General features: G+C 36.1%; 21 protein-coding genes and 2 pseudogenes. 10 read left to right on the forward strand and 13 right to left on the reverse strand.

What is annotated here, in order from left to right; genetic code table 11:
• Positions 1 to 10: 10 nt before the first annotated feature.
• The 3 genes from M3610_RS00710 to M3610_RS00720 all read right to left on the reverse strand — a co-directional run bounded on the left by M3610_RS00710 (position 11) and on the right by M3610_RS00720 (position 2,544).
• Positions 11 to 1,165: a ParM/StbA family protein gene (locus M3610_RS00710; RefSeq protein ID WP_098575131.1), complete on the reverse strand. Its 1,155-nt coding sequence runs from the start codon at positions 1,163 to 1,165 to the stop codon at positions 11 to 13.
• 219 nt (positions 1,166 to 1,384) lie between these two features.
• Positions 1,385 to 1,570, reverse strand: a complete 186-nt coding sequence (locus M3610_RS00715; protein ID WP_251456034.1) for a Fur-regulated basic protein FbpA — start codon at positions 1,568 to 1,570, stop codon at positions 1,385 to 1,387.
• 224 nt (positions 1,571 to 1,794) lie between these two features.
• Positions 1,795 to 2,544, reverse strand: a complete 750-nt coding sequence (locus tag M3610_RS00720) for a DeoR/GlpR family DNA-binding transcription regulator (protein ID WP_098575129.1) — start codon at positions 2,542 to 2,544, stop codon at positions 1,795 to 1,797.
• Positions 2,545 to 2,780: 236 nt separating this feature from the next.
• Here M3610_RS00720 and tkt point away from each other — a divergent pair, with 236 nt between their 5' ends.
• A complete protein-coding gene (gene tkt / locus M3610_RS00725) occupies positions 2,781 to 4,769 on the forward strand; it encodes a transketolase (RefSeq protein ID WP_251456717.1) in 1,989 nt (662 codons plus the stop codon).
• 23 nt (positions 4,770 to 4,792) lie between these two features.
• On the forward strand, positions 4,793 to 5,461 hold the full coding sequence (fsa, locus tag M3610_RS00730) for a fructose-6-phosphate aldolase (protein WP_098575127.1): 669 nt from the start codon (positions 4,793 to 4,795) through the stop codon (positions 5,459 to 5,461).
• Positions 5,462 to 5,550: 89 nt separating this feature from the next.
• On the opposite strand, the gene M3610_RS00735 is transcribed toward fsa, so the two are convergent.
• The 3 genes from M3610_RS00735 to M3610_RS00745 form a co-directional block, all read right to left on the reverse strand.
• Positions 5,551 to 6,360 carry a VOC family protein gene (locus M3610_RS00735; RefSeq protein WP_251456035.1) on the reverse strand — a complete coding sequence of 270 codons (810 nt, stop codon included), beginning with the start codon at positions 6,358 to 6,360 and terminating at the stop codon, positions 5,551 to 5,553.
• Between the two features lie 80 nt (positions 6,361 to 6,440).
• Positions 6,441 to 7,643 carry an aminotransferase-like domain-containing protein gene (locus tag M3610_RS00740; RefSeq protein WP_251456036.1) on the reverse strand — a complete coding sequence of 401 codons (1,203 nt, stop codon included), beginning with the start codon at positions 7,641 to 7,643 and terminating at the stop codon, positions 6,441 to 6,443.
• 151 nt (positions 7,644 to 7,794) lie between these two features.
• Positions 7,795 to 9,183, reverse strand: coding sequence for an aminotransferase-like domain-containing protein (locus tag M3610_RS00745; RefSeq protein ID WP_251456037.1), 1,389 nt, complete (start codon positions 9,181 to 9,183; stop codon positions 7,795 to 7,797).
• Positions 9,184 to 9,426: 243 nt separating this feature from the next.
• On the opposite strand from M3610_RS00745, the gene M3610_RS00750 reads away from it, so the two are divergent.
• From M3610_RS00750 to M3610_RS00760, 3 genes are all read left to right on the forward strand, one after another.
• The gene (locus M3610_RS00750) at positions 9,427 to 9,573 is read left to right on the forward strand and encodes a hypothetical protein (protein ID WP_180230167.1); all 147 of its coding nucleotides are present in this window, start codon (positions 9,427 to 9,429) and stop codon (positions 9,571 to 9,573) included.
• A 718-nt stretch (positions 9,574 to 10,291) separates the two neighbouring features.
• Positions 10,292 to 10,738, forward strand: coding sequence for a MarR family winged helix-turn-helix transcriptional regulator (locus tag M3610_RS00755; protein WP_098575123.1), 447 nt, complete (start codon positions 10,292 to 10,294; stop codon positions 10,736 to 10,738).
• A gap of 234 nt (positions 10,739 to 10,972) precedes the next feature.
• Positions 10,973 to 11,458, forward strand: coding sequence for an ArsI/CadI family heavy metal resistance metalloenzyme (locus M3610_RS00760; RefSeq protein ID WP_098575122.1), 486 nt, complete (start codon positions 10,973 to 10,975; stop codon positions 11,456 to 11,458).
• A gap of 130 nt (positions 11,459 to 11,588) precedes the next feature.
• Here M3610_RS00760 and arsC read toward each other — a convergent pair whose 3' ends face one another.
• The 4 genes and pseudogenes from arsC to M3610_RS00780 all read right to left on the reverse strand — a co-directional run.
• Positions 11,589 to 12,011 carry an arsenate reductase (thioredoxin) gene (gene arsC / locus M3610_RS00765; protein ID WP_098575121.1) on the reverse strand — a complete coding sequence of 141 codons (423 nt, stop codon included), beginning with the start codon at positions 12,009 to 12,011 and terminating at the stop codon, positions 11,589 to 11,591.
• Positions 12,012 to 12,035: 24 nt separating this feature from the next.
• Positions 12,036 to 13,091, reverse strand: coding sequence for an ACR3 family arsenite efflux transporter (arsB, locus tag M3610_RS00770; protein ID WP_098575120.1), 1,056 nt, complete (start codon positions 13,089 to 13,091; stop codon positions 12,036 to 12,038).
• Between the two features lie 25 nt (positions 13,092 to 13,116).
• Positions 13,117 to 13,464, reverse strand: a complete 348-nt coding sequence (locus M3610_RS00775; RefSeq protein WP_251456038.1) for an ArsR/SmtB family transcription factor — start codon at positions 13,462 to 13,464, stop codon at positions 13,117 to 13,119.
• 935 nt (positions 13,465 to 14,399) lie between these two features.
• Positions 14,400 to 14,725: pseudogene (locus M3610_RS00780) on the reverse strand (IS110 family transposase); the annotation flags it as partial.
• A gap of 505 nt (positions 14,726 to 15,230) precedes the next feature.
• Here M3610_RS00780 and M3610_RS28575 point away from each other — a divergent pair.
• Together M3610_RS28575 and M3610_RS28585 are read left to right on the forward strand one after the other, a co-directional pair.
• On the forward strand, positions 15,231 to 15,671 hold the full coding sequence (locus M3610_RS28575; RefSeq protein WP_251456039.1) for an aldo/keto reductase: 441 nt from the start codon (positions 15,231 to 15,233) through the stop codon (positions 15,669 to 15,671).
• An 11-nt stretch (positions 15,672 to 15,682) separates the two neighbouring features.
• Complete coding sequence (locus tag M3610_RS28585; protein WP_251456040.1) at positions 15,683 to 16,156, forward strand: aldo/keto reductase; 474 nt, start codon at positions 15,683 to 15,685, stop codon at positions 16,154 to 16,156.
• A 154-nt stretch (positions 16,157 to 16,310) separates the two neighbouring features.
• On the opposite strand, the gene M3610_RS00795 is transcribed toward M3610_RS28585, so the two are convergent.
• Positions 16,311 to 17,531, reverse strand: coding sequence for an IS110 family RNA-guided transposase (locus M3610_RS00795; protein ID WP_098572266.1), 1,221 nt, complete (start codon positions 17,529 to 17,531; stop codon positions 16,311 to 16,313).
• Positions 17,532 to 18,309: 778 nt separating this feature from the next.
• Here M3610_RS00795 and M3610_RS00800 point away from each other — a divergent pair.
• The 3 genes from M3610_RS00800 to M3610_RS00810 are packed head-to-tail and all read left to right on the forward strand — an operon-like array spanning position 18,310 to position 22,041.
• The gene (locus M3610_RS00800; RefSeq protein ID WP_098572265.1) at positions 18,310 to 19,803 is read left to right on the forward strand and encodes a spore germination protein; all 1,494 of its coding nucleotides are present in this window, start codon (positions 18,310 to 18,312) and stop codon (positions 19,801 to 19,803) included.
• An 8-nt stretch (positions 19,804 to 19,811) separates the two neighbouring features.
• Entirely contained in the window at positions 19,812 to 20,897 is a 1,086-nt protein-coding gene (locus M3610_RS00805; RefSeq protein WP_251456041.1) for a GerAB/ArcD/ProY family transporter, read from the forward strand.
• Positions 20,898 to 20,910: 13 nt separating this feature from the next.
• Positions 20,911 to 22,041 carry a Ger(x)C family spore germination protein gene (locus M3610_RS00810; RefSeq protein ID WP_251456042.1) on the forward strand — a complete coding sequence of 377 codons (1,131 nt, stop codon included), beginning with the start codon at positions 20,911 to 20,913 and terminating at the stop codon, positions 22,039 to 22,041.
• A gap of 1,015 nt (positions 22,042 to 23,056) precedes the next feature.
• Here the strand turns inward: M3610_RS00810 and M3610_RS00815 are convergent.
• Together M3610_RS00815 and M3610_RS00820 are read right to left on the reverse strand one after the other, a co-directional pair.
• Positions 23,057 to 23,293 (reverse strand): hypothetical protein, encoded by a 237-nt coding sequence (locus M3610_RS00815; RefSeq protein WP_098572262.1) that lies wholly within the window; start codon positions 23,291 to 23,293, stop codon positions 23,057 to 23,059.
• A gap of 21 nt (positions 23,294 to 23,314) precedes the next feature.
• A pseudogene (locus M3610_RS00820) lies at positions 23,315 to 24,301 on the reverse strand (ROK family glucokinase).
• Positions 24,302 to 24,341 lie beyond the last annotated feature (40 nt).

Consider the following 24,341-nt stretch of genomic DNA (forward strand, 5'->3'; position numbering starts at 1 on the left):
TCTCCCCTTCTTATGCGAAAACAGCGTTTGTTTCATGCCTGCTTAGAATTTCTAGTCCATACAAATTTAACTTTCTTGAATCAGGTAGGAATAGATGATTTTGCTCTCTAATTTCGACGCCATACCTTGTATCAATCGATTCCTCGATGAAGCGTTTAAGAATCCCTGCGATTCCACCTATATAAACATATTTATAAACTTTATCTTTAGGAGATGGGAAAGTGTTTTCAATTTTCGTTAATAATATTTGCGTGTACTCTCTTAATGACTCATGGATTTGCTCTGTAAGATCAACTTTTTTACCACTATTTCCATCCTGTTGCTCCATTTTTGTTTTCTCGATTGTTTTAATAATGAATTCTTCTAGCGAGCGAACATCCTCAAAATACTCAAGTAACTTTTCACTTCTCAGTTTATCGATATGCTTTAAGTACGAAATGTCAGCAAAACAGTTTAATGAATCCCTGCTCTTAGGAGCTTGAAGTCCGGCTTGAAGCAAAGCAAGATCAACAGTCCCTCCCCCTAAATCGACAATTAGGGTTTCATAATTATTAAATGAATTGGCTTCCTCACGATCTTGCAAATCAAAATCTTTTTTAATTGCCCAACGAGCAACTTCGCTTTCAATCCGGCATTTGCTAGTTTCGACGTGAATGGAAATAACTCTTTCAAATCCTGGAGTTAAAATCGCTACTTGGTGCTCCCCTTCAAATCGGCTGGCCATTTTATTCTGCATATCACTGAACTTGTTCGTTTTCTTAAGTAACCAAATTGGAAGCATGGTTGAAAAATAATTAATGTTCACTCTATTATCTTCTTGACCATTCCCTTTTAATACATTGTAATAGGCCACTGAAGCCAGGAACATCACGTAAGGAATCTCAGATTCTGTTTTATCATGAAGCTTGTTGATATGAATATTTCCTAACACCTGCTTTTCCGCTGAATCGCCCACCAGATAATATTTCTCTACACCGTCTATCTTAGTTGAAATGAGCATATTTTGAAGAAGGTATTGGGGATCATTAAAAGTAGACGGATAGTGGCCGTCTGCCTTTTCCTTCGTTATTTCTACGACATTTGTAGGAACCTCAAAATAATAACCATCTACAAGGGTTTGAAAGATAGAATTACCAAAATCGACATTTTGACGTTTTATATCCATTATTTCTCCTCTTTTCATGCTTTTTCCTGATATTAAGTATATATTCTTCTCTTCCATTTGTCTAAATATGTTAATAGTTTTTTAGATTTTGAAAATTTAATATGAATGCTTTTGTAATGGTTTTAAATTCCTGCCTTGAAAAATATAAAAAAGACTGCAGGTGCGGAAACACCATACAGTCTTAGACAATTAACATTCCTTCATACAAGCTAGACTATTTTAAACCCATTGAATTGAGCCGAACTCACCATGTGGATGGTTTTGTAATTTAAATTTCCTATACTCATATTCTAATTTCGATAATGGAAATTTATAAAGCTGTTGATCATCTTTATTATATACATTTAAAAAAATTAGTTTATTGATAAGTTTGTTCCGCTTTTTTTCATCATTTTTTCTCATCATAAACACTCCTTCTGTTTTCAACAAACTTCCCTTGCTTCCATCAACTTTAAATTCAGTCTGATTAAATTTTTTATTAGATTAATAATATTATAAACCCAATAATTCCTATCTGTAAAGTATGAATTAAAAAAATAATGAAGGCACTATCATCCTGACAGTACCTTGGGGATTTCCATTTATTTGAGACAGGGGTCAATTTGTAAATTGGTTGGCTTAAACTAAAGTCAAATGATTTCAATATCGAATTCCATGTATTTATTTAAATTATGACTTAATGGACCGTCTTCGGTAATTAAGTAATCAAGTTCTGAAACAGGACCAACCAAGTAATTGGAAATCGTATTAAGTTTACTTCTTGTAACCAGGGTTGCGATCTTATTTGAACTTTTAATCATCTGACGTTTAGCATAAGACTCTTCTATATGAGGAATGCTGATACCAAAGTCAGGGTGCAAAGAATACACTCCTAAAAAACAGAGATCGGCTCTAATATTTTTAAGCACTTCAATAACATCTAATCCTACAGTCACAAAAGATTCTTTAAAAAAGGTTCCTCCCAAAAGGATGATATCAATATTTGGATGTTTGGATAATGCCAAACTAATAGAGGGACTATTCGTAATAACGGTCCCTTTAAACTCTAGTGGAATTTCTTGAGCCAGAAAAAGATTGGTTGTACTTCCATCTATTAAAAGAACTTGTCCATCTTTAATTATTTTCACTGCTTTTAAGGCTAATTCTTTTTTTGCATCTATATTTTCTTCCGTTCTTTCAGAAAATGTTAAAGCGCTCGCAGATGCAGGAAATGCCCCGCCGTGTACTCTCTTGAGAAGACCTAATGAATCCATTTCCCTTAAATCTCGTCTAATTGTGTCCTCGGATACATCCCATTTCATGCTTAATTCTTTAGCAACGACTTTCCCTTCTTTTTCAAGTATTTGTAAAATCTTGCTTTGTCGTTCTTTTCTCAGCATAACAATGATCAGCCTCCGTGTTTTTGCATGTTTTTTCTTATATTATATTATTTTTTCTTGAATTCACAAATTTTTTTTAAAAACAGGCAAAGTTATTCTTGTTTTTTCTTGTTTTTAAAGATAGAATATTCACGAATAAGAAAAAACTTGCGTTAAAATGCAAAAGCAAGAAATTCTTTGAGGCAAGTAAACAAACCAATTATTTAAAATCATATGAATAAAGAGGAGGAAAAATGATGAATAATAGTATCGAAACACTAGCTGTAAATACGATTCGCACCTTATCAATTGACGCGATCAATAGTGCTAATTCCGGTCATCCAGGCCTGCCTATGGGGGCTGCTCCAATGGCCTATGCACTTTGGGCGAATCATCTAAATCATAATTCTGCAAATGCAAAATGGTTTAATCGAGATCGTTTTATTCTTTCTGCCGGACACGGCTCTAGCTTGTTGTATAGTTTGCTTCATTTAGCTGGGTACAATGTATCTTTAGAAGATTTAAAAAGTTTTAGAAAACTTAATAGCAAAACACCTGGTCATCCAGAATTTGGTCACACAGACGGTGTTGAAGCAACAACTGGGCCATTAGGGCAAGGGATTGCAAATGCAGTAGGAATGGCGATGGCTGAAGCGCATTTAGCTGCAAAATTCAATCAAGATGGATATCCTGTCATTGACCATTATACATATGCTTTAGTGGGCGATGGAGATTTAATGGAGGGCGTCTCTTATGAAGCCATGTCAATGGCTGGCCATATGAAACTAGGAAAATTAATTGCATTATATGACTCCAATGATATTTCTTTGGACGGTGAATTAAACCTTTCCTTTTCAGAAGACATACAAAAGAGAACTGAATCCGCTCATTGGCAATATTTACGAGTAGAAGATGGCAATGATGTAGCAGAAATCTCAAAAGCTATTACACTAGCTAAACAAAATGTAAACCAACCAACCTTGATCGAAATTAGAACTACGATTGGTTTTGGAAGTCCCAAAGTGGCAGGATCAAACAAGGCACATGGAAATCCACTTGGAGCAGAAGAAGCTCGTGCAACAAAAGAGGTATATGGCTGGCACTATGAAGAGGATTTCTTTGTACCAGAAGAGGTTAAAGCACATTTTGAAGAGCTAAAACAAAGAGGAATGGGTCAAGAAGAACAATGGAATGCATTATTCCAGTCTTATCAAGAGACATATCCTGAATTAGCAAAAGAACTGCAACAAGCCATCACGGGAGAGGTTTTAATTAATGAAGAAGACATCCTGACATTTGAAACAGGTAAAACAATCTCTACTCGTGTAGCCAGCGGAGAAGCTATTAACCATTTTGTCAAATCAGTTCCTTCTATTTTTGGAGGAAGCGCAGATCTTTCTCATTCCACAATGACAGATATCAAGGAAAACGCAGCATTCGCGGTAGAATCATTTAGCGGACGGAATATTTATTTTGGTGTCCGGGAACACGCAATGGGAGCGGCTGGCAATGGTTTAGCTCTTCATGGAGGAGTAAAGCCATTTGTAAGCACATTCTTTGTTTTCAATGATTATCTCAGACCATCCATTCGTCTGGCAGCCTTGCAAAAGCTTCCTGTCACTTATGTATTTACTCATGATTCAATTGCGGTTGGTGAGGATGGTCCAACGCATGAGCCAGTTGAGCAGCTAGCTTCTCTTCGTGCCATCCCAGGGCTAACCGTCATTCGTCCATCAGATGCGAACGAAACAGCAAATGCTTGGGCATATGCACTAAAACAAACAGACGGTCCTGTTGCGATGGTCCTAAGTCGTCAAAACCTTCCTGTGCTCCAAGAAACACAAGCGGGTTTAGACAACCTTTCAAAGGGAGCTTACGTATTAACCCAAACAAATGACCAACCAGAGGTTATCTTAATCGCAACTGGTTCGGAAGTGTCATTAGCCATTAACGCGAAAGCTGAACTTGAAAAAGAAAATGTATCAGTTCGCGTTGTCGCTATGCCAAGCTGGGAACTTTTCGATCGTCAACCGAAGGAGTATAAAGAGCTTGTCCTCCCTGCTTCGATCAAAAAGCGTGTGGCACTCGAAATGGGTATCTCTCTTGGCTGGGAACGCTATGTAGGATTAGAAGGGAAAGTATTATCGATTGAAACTTTCGGTGCTTCAGGAACAGGCGCTGCAGTCATGGAGCTATTTGGATTTACGACTGAAAATGTTGTTCAAACTGCTAAAAGTCTACTATAATCTTAAAATGGAGGAAATTTACGATGAAATTATTTATTGATACTGCAAACCTTGTTGATATTAAAAAGGCATATAAAATTGGTGTTTTATCAGGTGTTACAACTAATCCTTCCCTTGTTGCGAAGGAAGGCGTAAAATTCGAAGACCGCATTGAAGAAATCTGCCAAGCAGTTCCAAAAGTAGAGTCTGTTTCCGCTGAGGTAACTCCAGATGCCGTTACAGCTGACGAAATGATTGCTCAAGCTGAGGAGCTTATTAAAATTAACGGCGGAGATGAGAAAATTACAATCAAGCTTCCTATGACTTTAGACGGTTTAGAGGCTTGCCGTTATCTTGCTGATAAAGGCGTTAAAACAAATGTTACGCTTATCTTTACAGTAAACCAAGCGCTATTAGCGGCTCGTGCAGGTGCAACTTATGTATCTCCATTTTTAGGACGCTTAGATGATATTTCCGAAGACGGCGTACAATTAGTATCAAAAGTAGCTGAACTTTTCAACATTCATAATTTCGACACACAAATTATTGCCGCATCTGTTCGTCACCCAGATCATGTTACTCGTGTAGCAATGGCAGGTGCACATATTGCAACGATTCCGTTTTCAGTCATTGAGCAAATTTCAAAACATCCACTTACTAATCAAGGGATGGAAAAATTCGCTGCAGATTGGGAAAATACTCTTAAAAACTAAGTTATAGAAAACACGACAGGTTAATCGCCTGTCGTGTTTTTAATCCCAATTCACTTTTTATGATTAATTTATATAATGGTTTGAATATATTACTGGAACCTCCAACCATTTAACATTTCAAAAAAGTGACTTTGATTCATGTCAGTCAGGTTCACTAAAAAAGGAGTCTCCCCTTTTTCTTTTAATACCTTCGCAGCCGGACCATCTCCAATTGGTGTACAAAATAATAAATTAGTTCCGTTCAACTCTAAAATTCTACAACGTGCATTGGTTTGCGTATCAATATACTCCTTGCCTTGTCTAAGACAAAACAATTTCTTCCAAATTTCTACTGTTTGATCCAAATCATTTACGACAAAACCAACACTTTCCAATTTTGGCTGGCCTAATATGTGTGACCCTATCAGTCTTTGTTCCTCTAATTCCGAATACCTTTCTTCATCTGATTTCTCCCATTGAATAAAAAATGGTAAAGAAACCTTGTTTTCTGCGTATTCAGGGAATAACAATGACCACCTGATTACTTGACCATCAGCACGAACTCTCTCCCCAGTTAGCGGCCCATATACGGTAAGTCCTTCCACTTTAAGTTTGATTGCTAGTTCTTCCATTTCATTTGTTCGGATTGCTATTTTCGCAGGACCTTCCCGACTTTCTTTTGCCAGCTGTCGAACGATTTGCGTATTCAATCGATTTTCATCATGTTTTTCAGCTATTGATACATTCTCAATTCCTAAAAACTCAATATAACTTAATCCAAAATAGGTTAGGGTATTATATGTTCCCCAAGATTCATGTCGCCCACCCTTCACAACATGAAGTCCTCTTTGTTTTAACGGAGAAATAGCTTCCTCTGGTTTCTTAAAAAACCAAACAAGGTGATCAAAGTAAAATTGCATTATTGTACTCCTCTACAAATAAAATAAACTTCAAAAATTGAGTCATAAAGTCTTGTTATTTAATGCCGCCAACCTCTGAATCATAATAGAATTGTTTCCTTTTCTAATTTACGATGAAGTACTTCTCCCATACGCTTCATACCTTCCCTAATTTTCTCTATAGGCATATTCGAATAATTTAAACGTAAAGCATTGTTCTCTGTTCCATTCGGAAAAAATGGCGAACCAGGAACAAACGCAACATTATTTGCCAAACATTCAGCGAATAACTCCCTAGAATCAACAGACTCAGGAAGCTCAACCCAAATAAATAATCCACCTTCTGGCTTACTGTAGGACAAATTCTTTGGGAAAAATTCCTCAATGCAAGATAACATAACTGTACATCTTTCTTTATAAACTGCTTTGATATTATTAATGTGCTCTTCGATATTGTAAAGTTCCAAATATTTTGCTGTAATTCTTTGAGCAAAGCTATCAGTATGTAAATCAGCTGTTTGCTTAAAAGCAACGTACTTTTCAATAAAAGGTTCATCTGCACAAATCCACCCGAGTCGAAGACCGGGAGTAAAAATCTTAGAAAAGGTGCTGATATAAATCACTCTGCCCTCTGTGTCAAAATATTTTACAGGCGGGAGTGTTTCCCCAGCAAATCTAATCGCTCCATAAGGATTATCCTCTACAATCAGTACATCATATTGATTTGCAAGCTCTATCATTTTCTTTCGTCTTTCTAGCTTTAATGTGCGACCTGTAGGGTTTTGGAAATCTGGAATTGTATAGATAAATTTCGTATTAGGATGCTCTTTCAGCTTTTTCTCTAGCTCTTCCATAACCATCCCATCATCATCCATAACTACTTCAACAAATTTGGGATTGTATGACTTGAATGCATTTATTGCTGCAAGGTAGGTTGGGCTTTCACAAATAATCGTATCTCCCTCATTGATAAATATTCTTCCAGTAAGATCGATGGCTTGCTGGGATCCTGATGTGATCAGAATTTTATCAATCGTAGAGTTGATTTTCATACCTTTCATTCTTTGATTAATAGCTTCTCTTAAAGGAATATATCCTTCAGTCGTACTATATTGAAGAGAAGCCGCACCTTCTTCATTCAATACTGCATTGCATGAATTCTTAAGAGCTTCTACAGGGAACAACTCTGGAGCTGGCAGGCCACCTGCAAAAGAGATAACCTCTGGTCTTTCGGTTACTTTTAATATTTCACGTGTCTCAGAAGGTTTTACTAAATTAGTTCTATCAGCAAATTTATTTTCCACTTTTCATCATTCCTTTTTAATAATAACTAACTTCACGTTAGAATACGCTGAATTTTCAGTTACTTTTTCAGAACATCTTAACACACGCAAAAAAACCATACAACAATATAATTGTATGGCAAACAATATTATGAATGTAAAGCAAATTCAATTAGGTATAATCGTTTAGTAAACCTTTGAGAATGATCAATCCTTGCTTAAGCTCTTCGAGTGTTTCTGTTGCACTTACGGCAATTCTTACAGCACGCTCTGGACAACTATTTCCAACTACAAAACGTTCCGCCGCAAACACTTGTACCCCATGCTGGGCAGCTACCTTTTCAAATTCCGCACCTGTGATTTTGCCTGGTAATAATAACCAACGAAAAATACCTGTTTCAGTACCTAAACAGGTATAGTCTGACAAATATTGATTTACGACTTGGTTTCTACGAATCGTTTGTTCCCGATGACTCTGAATGATGTTTTCAAATTGATTCGATACAATCGTACGTGCTGACAGTTCTGCTAATAATGGGGAAACCGATATATTAAGATTATAAAGTGCCTTTGAAATTGGCTTCTTGAATCGACTGGACACGGCCACATAGGCTAGGCGTAACCCCGGTGCTATTAATTTCGATAAACTTGCAATATAGATAACCTGTTCTGGAGCAAATGATGCTACTGCTGGAATTGGATTTTCGTTGAGGAGTTGATAGGTTGCATCTTCGATAATGAACTGATCATACTTTTTAGCAATTGCTGCAATCGTTTTTCGATTCTCAACAGACAAACAGGAAGCTGTCGGATTATGATAATCTGGAATCAAATATATGCCTTTAATATTGTCATTTTTACAGGCATATTCAAAGGCATTTGGACTCATTTCATCGTTCTCTGACTTTATCGGGACTATTTGCACACTAAGCATCGCGGCAACCGTTTTTAAGCCAGGGTAGGTATGAGGGTCAGCACCAATACGGTCCCCAGGCTTACAAAGACTTGCCAATGTAGCAGCAATCGCATTTTGACCACCATTTGTAAATAAAATGTGATCAACGGTTGTTTCAAATCCACCTCTTCGGATTAGCTTTTGTGCTGCAACCTTTTGCCAGAGGCGTTCCCCTGTTCGACCATACCCAAACCATTTTGCATAATCAGGCTCTTGCAGCATATTTTTCAGTTGGAGTAGTAGTGGCTCGTATGAAGCATTATCTGGTAGTGTCGCTCCCATTTCAATTAAATACTTCGGCTTTGTATCTTCAAGTAAATACGAATTCGATAACGCATCAAATGATACAAATGTGCCACTTCCCACAGAGGCACTGATCAATCCCTTTAACTCACACATTTTTAATGCTTTTGAAATGGTACTCAAATTTAAATCTAAATAATCGGCCAATTCGCGCTGTGGGGGAAGCTTTGTTCCGGGTAATAAAACACCGTTTAAAATATCCTGTTCCAATTGCCCTGCAAGTGTTTGATAAATTGGCTTTTTTGTTTTATCAATCGATGGCTTCCAGCTCATCGGATAGTTTTCAAACGAATTAATCGGCATGATACGCATCCTTTTTCATACAATTATATGATTGTGTGGTTTATAAAACAATTGCAGGCTCATTAAATCAAATCAATAACCTTATTCCACTCACAAAGTATTGCAACAAGAAAAAAGGATCCTCTCTGCAACCTCTTATCGACAAACACTCATTGGTTTCGTTAAGGCCTCTCCGATTGTGGCCCCTTGCTGTTGATTAATTGGATACGTTTCGGACACTCTAGAAATAGGAGGTGCGTCTTTATGTATTCTTGGATATACTCTCATTTTATAAACACAGGCTGGTTTGTCATCACTGTGTTCTCGATTCCTTTAGTTTTATTAGCTTTTTTATTATACTTTGAGGTAAAACAGCATATGCAAAATAATGACGGTAGTCAAAATCAATAGTACATCGCGTTATTTCTTCCATATCACGCACCATTACCCGCACATATCCGAAATACCGCGTTCATTCTATTATATTCCCCCGGTAGGTATAATGTAATATCCTCAATAATTCCGACAAATAAATGATTTTAAAAAGGATAACGCTTACAACTTAGCGAATATATATATTGAGTTACTAATAAAATACACGGAGGGATGTCTTTTGTTGAATTGCAAAAAATGTGAAAAAGAGTTTTATTTCCAAGTTACGGAAATGAATGTCCCTGGAGGCAAAGTGCGTGAGAATATAAATTGCCCACATTGCGGTGAAACAAATGGCTCAGTTCTAACGAGCGGTGTCGTGTATATTCATAAAATTGAGGAAAACTCTAAGAATTAATTAACTATCGATACTTTACACGACAAATGGGCCCTTGTATATAGGGCTTTCTTTAATTTTTGTACAAATAAAAACGCCATCCACGAGTGAGGAAATGATAACCGATTTTTGGTCTTCCTCCAACGTGGCTATCTTATCTTCAATTCCCTGATTATAAATTTTCAAAATCGATTCTGATCATTTATTGAAGCCAGTCTTGTTCTATATTCCTCTTTCATTACTTTATCCCCTAGATTTTTATCTGCTTACAACCAATATATAAAAAATTTTTAATTTCCAAACAAATATTGGTTGCATTTTGCAAATAATTTGTATATAAATAAATCAGAGGTGAAAAAAATGGAAAACGTGAGAGAATTGTTCCAAGTTATGACAAGGCGATTTGGTCTTTTAAATAAAAACTGTTGTCAAATAGGTGAAACTGAAATTTCTCTTGTACAGAGTCATATCCTTTATGAAATTCTACGTCATGATAAACCTTCCATGCAACAGGTTGCTGATACTCTGGGGATGGATATAACCACTTTTAGTCGCCAAATCCAAACACTAGTAAAGATGGAACTAGTTAAAAAAGCGCCTCTTCCTGATGATAGACGTGTTTCAATACTTACTTTAACTACACAAGGAAATTATGTTGCTGCTAAAATTGATGCGGAAATGAATCAATATTTAAATGAAGTATTTTCACATATGAGCGAATTTGAACGTGAAATGGTTATTAAATCAGTCAAATTACTTAACGAAGCAATGTCAAAATCCACTGTTTGTTGTAAACCATTAATTTGAGCAAGAATCACTTGCTCTTTTAATAAAATAAATACTTGCAAATTGCAAGTATTTGAAAGGAGGGATTATAAAACATTTCTTGAAAAAGTCATAAAGAAATGGACTGAAGGTCGACAGTCATCAAGAGTACAATCAAATTGCTGTAGTTGCACATGTTAAACCGTTGGCTTATTGAATAAATCCAAATCATATTATTGATGATTAATCAAATTAAATTATTAGGAGGAAATTGAAATGAAATATGCACATGTTGGTCTTAATGTTACTAACCTAGAAAAATCCATTGGGTTCTACAGTAAAGTTTTTGGAGTTGATCCAGTTAAAGTAAAGCCTGATTATGCAAAGTTTCTTCTTGAAACACCAGGATTAAACTTTACCCTTAATCTTCAAGATAATGTAAGTGGAAATCAAGTAGGACATTTTGGTATTCAGGTTGAAAGCACAGATGAGGTTATTGCTCACAAGAATAGACTTGAAGCAAATGGTATTCATACACAATACGAAGAAATAAACACTACATGCTGCTATGCTCTCCAAGATAAATTTTGGGTTCTTGACCCAGATGGAAACGAATGGGAGTTTTTCTATACAAAAGCAGATATTGAAGTTAACAGTGAAAATGAATCTTCTTGTTGCACTCCTAAACCGAAAGTTGAAAAAGTGGAGCAGTGTTGTTCAACGGCAACTCAAAGCAAAAATACAACTAATTGCTGTTCTTGAAATACTCTAATGATCTATCAAAGGGTCTCCTTATAGATAGAGACCCTTTTAATAAGGGAATATATAATTAAAGAAAGAGATTTTTTCTTATTTTAAACCTATTAGACTTTCTCCTGGGTATTCAATCCTCTTATTCACCAGTTTCAGCAAAACGCTTAATGCGAACTCCAATTTCATCTCGGACACGTTGGAAGAATGCCCATTTTTCTTCTTCAGTTCCTTCTGCCTTTGCAGGGTCATCAAATCCCCAGTGCACTCGTTTTACATGAGGAGGAGTTACTGGGCAGTTATCTGATGCATGTCCGCATAGCGTGACAACCAGATCAGCATTGTTTAAAATTTCAGGGTCGATGACATCAGATGTTTGGTTTGAAATATCGATTCCAGCTTCTTTCATTGATTTTACAGCATTAGGGTTTAATCCATGAGCTTCAAGCCCAGCACTTTTCACTTCCCACTCATCACTTAGATGCTTTTTAGCCCAACCTTCTGCCATTTGGCTACGACAAGAGTTCCCTGTACATAAGAAGTAAATTGTTTTTTTGTTATCCATAATATTCCACCTTCAGAATTAGTTTTAAGCTGCATGTTCTTTAAAATATTTTCTTTTGAACCACAAAGCCACGTTTACTAAAGCAATCATCACTGGCACTTCTACAAGTGGTCCAATGACTGCTGCAAAAGCTGCACCAGAATGGATACCAAATACACCAACAGCTACCGCAATTGCTAATTCAAAGTTATTACTTCCAGCAGTAAAAGCAAGGGTTGTGGTAACAGGATAACTTGCTCCTATCTTCCTTCCCATGAAAAAGGAAACAAAGAACATAATTACAAAGTAAATTAATAAAGGAATTGCAATACGAACTACGTCTAATGGCAAGCTCACAATAGCGTCCCCTTTTAATGAGAACATAAGGATAATCGTAAAAAGTAATGCAATTAATGTAATAGGACTGATTTTAGGAATAAACACTTTCTCGTACCATCGTCTGCCTTTAGCCTTTACCATTGTAAAACGTGTAATCATTCCAGCTATAAAAGGAATTCCAAGATAAATGAAAACAGATTTAGCCACTTCAATCATCGTAATGTTTACTACTGCCCCCTGTATTCCTATCATTTCAGGGATGATGGTTACAAACACATATGCATAAACAGAGAAGAACAACATTTGGAAAATCGAATTGAATGCCACTAAACCTGCTGCATATTCCGTATCACCCTTTGCAAGATCATTCCATACAATGACCATTGCAATACATCGAGCTAAACCGATCATAATAAGACCTACCATATATTCTGGTTTATCAGGAAGAAAAATAATGGCTAATAAAAACATAAGAACTGGTCCAATGATCCAGTTTTGTACAAGCGATAATACTAATACTTTTACATCTTTAAATACACGCCCTATCTCCTCATAACGAACTTTCGCCAATGGAGGATACATCATTAAAATCAAACCAATGGCAAGTGGAATCGATGTTGTTCCTATCTGCAAGCTGTTCATACTATCGACAAAACCTGGAGAGACAAACCCTAATCCTATTCCGATTGCCATAGCAAGAAAAATCCAAAGTGTTAGGTATCGGTCCAGGAACGATAGACGTTTCTTTTCTGTCTTACTCATTTTCTCACTCCCTAATTAAATAAAACTAACAACCACATCGGAATGTGGGATTGTTTTTTTCAATCATTTTGATTTTTTCTGTTTGATCAGGTACATGCTCCAAAATATCTTGTATCATTCCATATACCTCAATTTGTTGATTAAGGGAATAGTAAATCCACTGTCCTCTTCGTTCTTCCTTTACCATTCCAGCATCTTTTAATTTTCGAAGATGCTGACTAATTGATGGTTGACTCATTTTGAACACTTCAAGAAACTCACAAACACAGCATTCACGTTGTTTCAACATCGCAACAATGGATAATCTTGTTTTATCCCCTAATAGTTTTAATATGTTTGCTGATCGCTCTATTTCAACCACTGATTTCAACATGAAGGACATTTCCCCTTATTTTGATATTGTTCATATGTCATAGTTGCCCTAATAATTACATAATCTCCTTCAAATCAATATATAACTATTTGCTTATATATTAGTTTTAAATTTAATTAACTTCAAGTGCTTAATTGTAAAGATACTGTAAATATACAAAAGATGCTAACCCCTCTGTTTTATTAGCAGTCATAAATATATTATACATCCAATGTCAGGATATTTGATTCAGTTTTGGATTTCATTTTGCTGCCCTCTCTAATCTTCCCTACTTTCGGCTTAACCTATTTGGGCGAATCTTGGTCTGCATAAAAATCAACCTCCAAAAAATAATTATTTGGAGGTTAAAGGAAACGTTCTCTACAGTCTCGCCAACAGCCCTTCTACAGTCTTGTCAGTAGATAGAGGTGAGACTGTGAAGGAATATGTAAAAACTTTATTCAAAGTAAATCTACAAAGACCCTTGATAAATCAACTTTTATGGCGGGACTGCGTGGGAATCGAACCCACCAGACCTGGCACGCAGGTCTCGAGCAGTTTTGAAGTTTGCTGACACCTGTTTTTCTGGTATCTCCATGTATCTTCAAGTGCTGATAAATCAAGGTTTCTTACTTCCTAGTGTTTTCATGTGTCTTTAATATTAAAAATTTGGGCACCAAGCATGGCACCAAAGCACCAAACCATATTTATTTTGAAATATAAAAAAGGCGCCTTTTTATAATTATCTTTTAGTCATTTAGGTCATCATTGACCATTATGACCTGAAATTAAACTAAAAGAAAACAGGATAATCAGAAATCAAAATATATAATTAGGTGAGCTCAACTCTGTCAAGGTTGTAAAGTGAATCTGATTATCACAGAATCATTTGAAAACGTTGGTATAATAGGCTTATCTTTTACAATTATATGATTCAATCAGAAGTAGTTGGTGGCAAAGGCATCTACGGCATCTGTCTTTACTTTTCTTAAACTTGATCCTCTTGCCTTGTATGAAATCAAGGGGTTGATAATAATTAATAAATAACCTCGTTCTTCCAAATAATGAACGACAGGTGTTTGATAGTGCCCAGTAGCTTCTAGTATGATTGAAGGCTTCTTACCAGACTCTTTTTTCACATCCTCCAGAAACAATACAAGATAACTTAGCCCTTCAACTGTATGAGATACCTTAAACTCTTTCTGAATGGTTTGCCTTTATCTAAAAATGCTTGAACTTGACTTTCGCCTTTTGAAATATCCAGACCAACGACTGGATTCATTCAAAATCCTCCTAAACTAGTAATTTGCCAGTACCCCTAATTCCTCCATGCAGTGTCACAGCTTCGCTTGTTATACGAGATCTAAGTCCCAACCAGCCTAAATCATGTTTCTACAAGTAGGGGGCGAACCGTTTAGCTGACGGGGTCAAAGCCCCACGAGCAGATACGTTCTACCCTGGCTACTGTTATAATAAGACCATAAAAAATAAGGTCAACCAGAAATATTTAGCATTCTGGCTAACCTTATAATACGAACGAAGCAGGTTAGCTTAAGAAGAAGCATTTAAATATCTCCCACTTTTTTACCGATTTATGGTAATGTTAAAGTAGTGAATATTTATGAAGAATTACTATGTAATAGTGATTGTCCTCTTTCAATATTTTATGTCTTTTGTTGGTTTAGTTGTTCTATTTCTTATTTTTCGATATGCCGTTAGGAGCGGGATTTCAGAACGAAATTGGTTACAGATTGGATCACTTAGACTGCCGAGGGGGAAATGTGTCAATGAAAAAACGAGCACTTGGTCATAACGGTCCACTGGTTTCTGAGATTGGTCTCGGTTGTATGGGGATGTCATGGCTATATCGTAATGCTGAACGTAGCGAAAGCATTGCAACAATCCACTCAGCGCTTGAGGAAGGCATTACACTCTTTGATACAGGGGATTTCTATGGCGATGGACACAATGAATTACTTCTACGTGAAGCATTCCAAGGAATCCAACGGGAAAATGTGTTCATTTCAGTAAAATTCGATGGCAAGCTCCATTCTCAGGGCAAGAGTCATCGAAAGAGTGATAACCACCCTCATACAGTAAAGAATTTCCTTGAGGATACCCTACTGCGCCTAGGTGTTGAATACATCGATCTTTATCAACCAGGCACAGCCTGCATCGATCCAAACGTACCAATTGAAGAAACGGTTGGTGCCATGCCGATATGGTAAAGAATGGATATGTGCGTTACATTGGTCTTTCTGAAGTAGGAGTAGATACAATTCGTCGCGCACACGCTGTACATTCTATTAGTTGGCTGCAAATGGAATACTCACTATTTAATAGGGGTATTGAGACCACTATTTTGCCTACTTTACGGGAATTAGGCATTTCGCTTTCGGCTTATGGTGTTCTCTCTAGAGGGTTACTGAGTGGTACATGGTCTAAAGAGAGAGTGCTAGGTTCAGATGATAAGCGCGTTAATGCGCCGCGGTTTACCAATGAAAACCTTGAAAAGAACCTAGCCCTTGTAGAGTCCTTGCGTGAAATTGCTAAAGAAAAGCAAGTAACTGTTGCGCAGCTTGCTATCGCATGGGTTCTATCTCGGGGTAAAGATGTTATCCCATTAGTTGGAGCAAGAAAAAGATCACAACTTCAGGATTCACTCGGTTCACTTGACCTGAATTTAAGTTCAGACGACCTTTTTACGAATTGACAAAGCCGTACCTCCAGAACTTGTCGCTGGTGAATACTTTCCTATACCGCGGGAGAAATGGTTTTTAAACTACCATGAAAATTAACTTCTGTAATATTCGTAAAATGGCAATACTAAAATAGACGCAGCTCATTCATTTTGAATCGTGACTGGATTAAGATGCTTTAGGTTCTTCCAACGTAACGGTGTATCCTAAGCTTTCGAGTCGTCTCAGTGAATGCCGAACGATATATTGTTGTCTCTGCTTATCAAAGTTGTCTTCGCCTAGGTCTACATACATTTCTTTTCGGGTTAAGAAATAATAAGAGATACGTAACATTGCGTGAGCGACTACAATACCAGCACGTTTCTTACCCTTTCGGGATGCTGTACGTCTATACAGTGCTCCGAGATAGTTTTTGGATCCTCTTACTGAATGAGCTGCTTCGGTTAACGCCGATCTTAAATACTTATTTCCTTTTTTAGTTTTGGCTGATTTTCTTTTTCCGGCACTTTCATTTTGCCCAGGAACTAATCCTGCCCAAGAACACATATGAGCTGCAGTTGGGAATTGTTTCTTCACATCAGTCCCAATTTCGGATAGAATTTGCTCAGCCATTCTGGTCGCTATACCAGGAATCGAATCCAATCGTGATACATCTTCTTGATGAGAGCTGACTCTGTCCGCAACTTCCGTATCAAGTATCTCGATTTGCTCAGTAAGAAAATCAATATAACCTAAAATGGTTTTTAACATGAGGCTTTGATGTGAATTGATATAGCCTTTTAGGGCGAGTTCCAGTTCTTCTTTCTTCTTCATGCTGCGTCGAACGAAGTTTGCTAGTTTTTCAGGGTCCTCTTCACCATCGGCAATGGCATCAAGCATATCTCGTGCTGAAACACCCAACACATCTGAAACCACAGATCCCAACTTAATGTTCGCGCCTTCTAACACCTTTTGGATTAGATTATGTTGTCTGGCACGCTCCTCGATAATACTTCGACGATAGCGAACGAGTTCACGCAATTCACGTTGATTTCGGTCAGGGATATAACTAGCTTTAAGTAGTCCATGGCGAAGAAGTTTGGCGATCCATTCTGCATCCTTTACATCTGTCTTGCGTCCTGGAACTGCCTTCATATGTTGGGCATTCACCACTAAAAACTCAATATCCTCGGCTTCTAGTAAATTCACAATAGGCTTCCAATAAACACTCGTGCTCTCCATGGCGACATGAGTACAATTATGTTGTTTAATCCAGTCAACCAACTGTAATAGAAATACAGTTTTAGTAGAGAACATTTGATTCTCCTTTCCTTCAGGTGTCAAAATACAGGCAGTAATATTGTCCTTATGGACATCCATACCGCATGCTCTTTCAATGACTACATCCATTGAAAACATCCTTTCTACGGCGATCATTATAATTAGAGGCTGGTGCAACAACCAGAATAGGATTAATTTACCATGTGTGCTTCCCGTAAGGGAGCGACAGTCAGTGGTGCACCGTGGTCGGTGGAGTCAGACTAACGGATGGGCTCAACGCACCATAGTTCATTGACCTTCCTCTCCCAGCCGTAGAATCAGTATTTACGGTTCCAACCCATTTTCATTCTCTGTAGTGAAGCGCTGATTTTTGCGCTTCATGGCTGGCTAACGGGTGCAAGTGTTTAAGTACGGAGATCGCTGCGGCGATCTTTTCATTTTGTTCTAACGGAGATTAGTTGAAGAATAATTTACATTTGACTAAAAATATAAAAACATAAATTGGTCCGTGAGAGCACATGAACGTTAACACAGCCAAATAAAACATATGGTGTCTTTTTCAACGGGTGCGTTCAACAAAAGAGTGCAATACTCCAACTGAAGTAATGCTTTAAACTATCGCTCACCATATAGTTTTATACAAAATCATAAACAATCCTTATCACCAAAAATGATTTTAGTTTACCGTTATTCATGATACGGTTCTCCGTACTGTATCTAAGTGAGGTTTTTATTCACCCTCTTTACAGTACACAGCTACTAATGCTGTTTCCACACAGTTTTTAGTCCCAGAAATCACTTTCTGTTCAATACAAATAAACATTCAAAGGTCAATCCTTACTTCTTTGTTAAAACAAGTATAAAATAAATGCCTACTTCAAATACTAAAAAAAATCTATTGAAGGATATGTTTCAATTGAAAATCCATCTAAATAAAAATAACTGCCCTAACTATGAAAAAATTAAATACATCCTAAACGAATCACCAGACTTAATGTGTAGAACACTTGAAGTTGGTGGAGATTGTCTCGAAGTTATTTTTATGAAAAATTTAATTAAACATGAGTTTCTAAATGAGTATGTAATTAAATACATTCAACAACTTCCAATAGAATACATAACTTTCTCTTACTTATTGAAAAACATACCAATGGACGAAGTAAAGACAAACTTTGATGAACAAGAGGTTATCTCTTCCCTCTTAAAGGGATTCGTTTATATTTACTTATCAGTCGAAAGTAAAGCATTTATGGTAAATTGCACTAACCCTATTGAAAGGTCTATCGAGAAAGCTGAAACAGAATCATTGGTATACGGTCCTAAAATATCATTTACAGAATCATTAACTTCAAATATAAAAATTATAAGACAAAATCTAAAAGATTCTAATTTGTGTACAGATGAACTAGAAATAGGAGAACGTGCTAAAAAGCAAGTAAGAATTATATATATTAAAGATATAGCGGATGATGACATACTTAAAACACTTAAGGAAAGGTTTGAAAAAATAAAAACTGACGATATAAGTGACAGTTCAGTATTAGCACAATGTCTTGAAGATAATCATTACTCGTTTTTTCCACAGTTTATATTAACAGAGTTGCCCGATCGATTCCTCTATTCTATTTTAAACGGAAGGATTGGTGTTCTAATAGATAGAAGTCCCGTTGCCATTATAGGACCTGCTAATTTTTTATCATTTTTTGAATCAACAGAAGATATTTATTTAAGATGGTCCTTAAGTACTTTTATTAGATTTGTACGATTATTTGCTATGGTTGGGTCACTCCTCTTTACAGCATTCTATGTTGCAACCATTACCTATCACTTTGAACTTATTCCATCTAAATTGTTAATAATAATTGGTCAATCCCGTTCACAAGTTCCTTTCCCCCCTTTGCTAGAAGCACTTTTATTGGAATTTTTAATTGAATTACTTAGAGAAGCAGGGGCACGCCTTCCTTCAAAAGTAGGTCAAACAATGGGAATTGTTGGAGGGATTGTTATTGGCCAAGCAACTGTTGAGGCGGGCTTGACTAGTAATATTCTAATTATTATTGTGGCATTTAGTGCATTGGGGGCGTTTATGGCTCCAATTTATGAAATGGGAACTGCTATAAGAGTTGCCAGATTTCCTTTCATCATTCTAGCTGGTATTTGGGGATTAAATGGAATTATTATCGGTGTCTGTGTACTGATGGTCCACTTGTTAAAATTGACATCATTAAACAAACCTTATCTTGCACCTTTATACCCGTTTAGGATCGAGGATTTAAAATATTTCTTAATACGTCTCCCACATCATTTTTATATGAAACGTCCTATTGTCAATCGTCCATTAAATGCAATCCGCACCAGGTGGAAATCTAAAAAAACAGAAAAAGATTTGGATGAATTTTGAGGTGGATAATGAAATCAAATATTAGTTTTGTAAACGCCTATATTGCTTTCTTTATCATACACACTTCGCAAATTGGGATGGGCATCCTTGGTGTTCCTAGAATAATTTATCTTGAAGCTAAGCAAGATGCATGGATGTCCATTTTACTATCTGGTCTATACATTAGTCTTATCACTTGGATTATGATTAGCTTACTAAATAAATATGAAAACTGTAATCTTTATGAAATACACGAAATTTTGTTTGGTCGCTTTCTAGGTAGTATCATCAATACCTTTATTGTCATTTACTTCATTGCAGCCAATTACTCTATCATCATTGGTTATATAGAATTGTCCCTAACATGGGGCTATGAAGGGTTTTATGAATGGGGAGCCACTTTAGTACTATTATTACTAACCATTTATGCAGTATCAGGTGGATTCAGAGTAATTGCAGGGATATGCTTCTTATCCTTTATAATGACTATATGGCTGGTATTTGTGATGTATCAACCACTAGATTCCATAAAGTTTACTAGAATTTTACCCATCCTGTCTGCTTCCCCTTCAGAATTGATGAAAGGAGTCTTTAAAAGTAGTTATACCATGTTGGGTTTTGAGACTTTATATTTTATTTTTCCCTTTATAAAGGAGAAAAATAAAATACTTTTTTTCAGTCAATTAGCAGTTTGGTTTACCACCCTCCTTATTTTATTTTCAACTGTTATTTCTATATTATTTTTCAGCCCAAAAGAATTAGAAAGGCATATCTGGCCTATTGTCAGTATGATAAGTTCTGTCCATTTTCCATTTATTGAGCGTTTTGAATTTATAGCCGTTTCATTATGGATAATAGTCATTTTTCCGAATTTATGTACATACCTATTTATTTCTTCAAAAGGAGTTAAACAAATATTTCACTTAAAACAAAAACACGGAATATGGATAATTTCTATCATCATTCTTATAACCAGTCTTTTTATCACAAAAAGAGTCGACAATAACCTTTTTTTTGATCAAGTTAGTCAGGTTGGCTTTTACCTATGGTTTATCTATCCGATATTCTTATATTTCATTTCAATCATTAAATCTAAAATCTTTTCACGTTCTTAACGGAGTTGAAAAAATGAAAAAATGTTTTATTCTATTGTGTTCCCTTCTCTGCACTGCATGTATGCCCCCTGATAAAACATTAGAAAGGCAAGGGATTTCAACAATTATTGGTTATGACTTACTTGATGAGGATACATACAAAGGTACAATTAGCTTGTTACAATTCGACCGTAAAGAAGAAAAGACAAGTGTAACCATTTCTGCCGTCGGAACGACAAGCAAACAAATAAGACAAAGGTTAGAACAACAGACAAGCCACGACATTACTTCTGGACAACTAAGGACAATATTATTTGATAAAGATATGACTGAAATGTTAGGAATTGCTTCTTTTTTAGATACCATGCAACGTGACACCAGCATTGGGTCTTTAATATTTTTGGCAATTACAAACAATGCTGAGGATACGATTAATAATAATAACTATGAAGAATTCCCTGACATGGGATCATATATTTACCAATTATTAGATAAACACGAAAGGAAGGAAATGTTAATAGACTCCAACTTGCACGATTTTTTCTCCTCACTATATGATATTGGTATCGATCCTACCTTACCTATTATAGCGAATAAGAAGGGTGTAGCCCCCTATATCAATAGTGTTGCATTATTTAAGGGTGATAAAATGGTGGGTTCTATCTCTTTGAAAAAAACCTTGTTCATAAAATTATTCACTAAAAGAGATGCTTTTTTGGGAGATATAACATTTAACATTCCTGTTGAGGTTTTAGAAAAAAAGGGAGTAACACTAGTCGAAAAGATAAAAGGAGATAAATTTAATATTACCATTCGCCCAATAAAGTACCGTGGAAAAATTGAATTTTCTAAAGAAGAGGCGGTAAACCTAAACGCCACTATTTCAGTTTCAACTATAGAATTACAGCCTGCTGTGACTTTTAAAAATAAGGAATCCATAAAAAAATTGGAGCAAATACTTGAGGAAGAACTAAACAAAGAATTAGGGGATATTCTTGAGGTGTTTAGGAAATTAGAAATTGATCCAATTGGCATTGGAAGAAAAATAAAAAGTATTCGAAAATATTCCAATACTAATGAAGAAGATTTGAGAGAAAAGTATTCCAGATTAAAGTTCAAACCAAATATAACGATAGAAATAAAACGAACAGGGGCAGTTGATTAGTAAAGATAATGATAAAGTCTTATTCTTCCATGTATCAATATGTAAAACCATAATTAACTACAATCCTTGTTCAACAATTGGGCCAGATTGTTGAACAAAGATCAAACAACACTTTCAACATGAGAAATTATGTAAATGATGAAAATCCATAATTGGCGGGACTGCGTGGGAATCGAACCCACCAGACCTGGCACGCAGGTCTCGAGCAGTATTGAAGTTAGAGGAAAAGTGTTATTTCAAGTTTTTTTAAGTACTTAATAGTTATTGGTAATCCTTATTCTTAAAGGCTTTTTTAGGCACTGTTATAAATTTGGTTACTAATTATTATCGGAAGTTATTTTTAGTTCGTTACCAAAATGTTACAAACTTATTTCTATTCGGAACCCGCCCTAAGTTACCGACAACATCTGCAGATCCTTTTTAAGTGGTCTGCAGATTATTTTATTTATTTTTTAATTTTTACTTTTAATCCATTACTAAATTGACCATTAATCTTTGGTATCGTAAATGATCTCAACCTTGTCAAGGACGAGTCTTGTATTCTTTCTAATTATTTATTGTTACCGACAGTTTCTATTAATCTTTATTTATAAGTTGACTTGAGGGATCTCTTTGACATTTCACATAAATAATGTTCCATATTTAATCCCCTTTCTCTAATCCACTTTTAAGACAATTATGATTTTAAATCCCTTTATAAGAAACCGTTTCATCACAAAAAAGGTGTCTTATATTACGCATCTCTATCATTCTTTTTTCTTATAAAAGGATAAGGTGTTCTTTATTAGTATTAAATAGCGATAAAGGACATCTTTTAAAAATATAAGGAATAATTGCGTAGAAAGCATCCTAAAATTCACAATAAAAAAGTAGGGAAACCTCTCACGAGGCTTCCCCCTATTTTAAACCCTATGTGCCCTACTAAGGCAGCTTTCTAACATGATACCGCCCTAATCCCCTGGGACATATGGTTTTTTACTAATATTCCATCCTGTGTTTTTACTACAAACAACATTTAATTTAATAGAACACAATAGTTCAAAATGAAAGGACCACTAGAACTATTATCTCTAAAAGATATTAACCCTGTTTTCTTGACAGCCATAGGCCAACTTAATTTTAATCTTCGACAAATAGTTGTACTTAATACTTGGCCCTTCCTCTTGAATAAATCATAATCCCTTTGCTTGGTTGAACCAATCCGAAGTAATTCTTTTTTTAGGTCTTCAAGGGTTTCTTCATTTGATTTCAACAAAACCACCCTCCATATATTTTAGATCAACACGTTTTTTATTAATTTAGTCAAGTGTTTTTTTACCAGCCAAGCTCCTCCAATTACGCCTGCATTATTTCCTAGTGTTGCAGGAACAATCTCTACACCTTGGGATACTCTTGGAAAAGTAAAGGAAAAAAACTCCTCTCTCAAATTACTCAAAAGTGCGTTACCTGCTTTTGACACTCCGCCTCCGATGACAATTTTTTCAGGATTTAAGCCATTAGGTAAATTGGCCAAAGCCAATCCCAAGTGATATGCAACTTGTTGGATTATTTGCTTCGCAAATTCATCCCCTTCGTTTGCAGCATCAAAAACTTGCTTGGCTGTTATTGCTTGATTTTCCTCATGAATTCCCCTTAATTTACTAGTACAATCATCAAAAGCTAGTCGTTTTTGAGCTAATCGGACAATTCCTGTTGCAGATGCAACGGTTTCTAAACACCCCGTTTTTCCACAATTACAAGGTAAACCATCTCTGGGAACAGAGGTAATATGATCAATTTCTCCGCCAGCTCCATTGGTACCATGTACAATCTCACCGTTGACGATAATCCCGCCTCCTACGCCTGTTCCTAAGGTGACACAGATTAAGTTCACAGCTCCTTTGCCTGCACCTTTCCACATTCCTCCTATTGCTGCAATATTAGCATCATTTTCAACAATAACTGGTAAGGATGTTTCCATTTCAAGAATTTCCCGTAAAGGAAATTTCTCCCACCCTAAATTTACCGCCACTTCAATGGAACCGTCTTCTTTATTAACGGGACCAGGTGCTCCTATTCCGATACCTATTAACTTATTTTTTTTCATATAATTCGTTTAACTTTTGATCAATCGATTTTGAGATAGTTGTGGGAATATGCTGACCCCTTTCCCTTTTGTCCGTTTCTATTTCCGAACTTTTTATAATCTCACCATGCAAGTTAACAAATGTTTTAATGGTGTCCCACCTATATCCACACCACCAAGCCATTTTTCTTCCATAACTATCACTCTTTTTCCCTTTTTATTTATATGATCTTTA

Source organism: Neobacillus sp. MER 74, from assembly GCF_023714155.1.

Coding starts and splice junctions, on each gene's coding strand:
- M3610_RS00710 (WP_098575131.1), bottom strand. CDS start 1,165: ATGGATATAAAACGTCAAAATGTCGATTTTGGTAATTCTATCTTTCAA.
- M3610_RS00715 (WP_251456034.1), bottom strand. CDS start 1,570: ATGATGAGAAAAAATGATGAAAAAAAGCGGAACAAACTTATCAATAAA.
- M3610_RS00720 (WP_098575129.1), bottom strand. CDS start 2,544: ATGCTGAGAAAAGAACGACAAAGCAAGATTTTACAAATACTTGAAAAA.
- tkt (WP_251456717.1), top strand. CDS start 2,781: ATGAATAATAGTATCGAAACACTAGCTGTAAATACGATTCGCACCTTA.
- fsa (WP_098575127.1), top strand. CDS start 4,793: ATGAAATTATTTATTGATACTGCAAACCTTGTTGATATTAAAAAGGCA.
- M3610_RS00735 (WP_251456035.1), bottom strand. CDS start 6,360: ATGCAATTTTACTTTGATCACCTTGTTTGGTTTTTTAAGAAACCAGAG.
- M3610_RS00745 (WP_251456037.1), bottom strand. CDS start 9,183: ATGCCGATTAATTCGTTTGAAAACTATCCGATGAGCTGGAAGCCATCG.
- M3610_RS00750 (WP_180230167.1), top strand. CDS start 9,427: ATGTATTCTTGGATATACTCTCATTTTATAAACACAGGCTGGTTTGTC.
- M3610_RS00755 (WP_098575123.1), top strand. CDS start 10,292: ATGGAAAACGTGAGAGAATTGTTCCAAGTTATGACAAGGCGATTTGGT.
- M3610_RS00760 (WP_098575122.1), top strand. CDS start 10,973: ATGAAATATGCACATGTTGGTCTTAATGTTACTAACCTAGAAAAATCC.
- arsC (WP_098575121.1), bottom strand. CDS start 12,011: ATGGATAACAAAAAAACAATTTACTTCTTATGTACAGGGAACTCTTGT.
- arsB (WP_098575120.1), bottom strand. CDS start 13,091: ATGAGTAAGACAGAAAAGAAACGTCTATCGTTCCTGGACCGATACCTA.
- M3610_RS00775 (WP_251456038.1), bottom strand. CDS start 13,464: ATGTTGAAATCAGTGGTTGAAATAGAGCGATCAGCAAACATATTAAAA.
- M3610_RS28575 (WP_251456039.1), top strand. CDS start 15,231: ATGAAAAAACGAGCACTTGGTCATAACGGTCCACTGGTTTCTGAGATT.
- M3610_RS00795 (WP_098572266.1), bottom strand. CDS start 17,531: ATGGATGTAGTCATTGAAAGAGCATGCGGTATGGATGTCCATAAGGAC.
- M3610_RS00800 (WP_098572265.1), top strand. CDS start 18,310: ATGTTTCAATTGAAAATCCATCTAAATAAAAATAACTGCCCTAACTAT.
- M3610_RS00805 (WP_251456041.1), top strand. CDS start 19,812: ATGAAATCAAATATTAGTTTTGTAAACGCCTATATTGCTTTCTTTATC.
- M3610_RS00810 (WP_251456042.1), top strand. CDS start 20,911: ATGAAAAAATGTTTTATTCTATTGTGTTCCCTTCTCTGCACTGCATGT.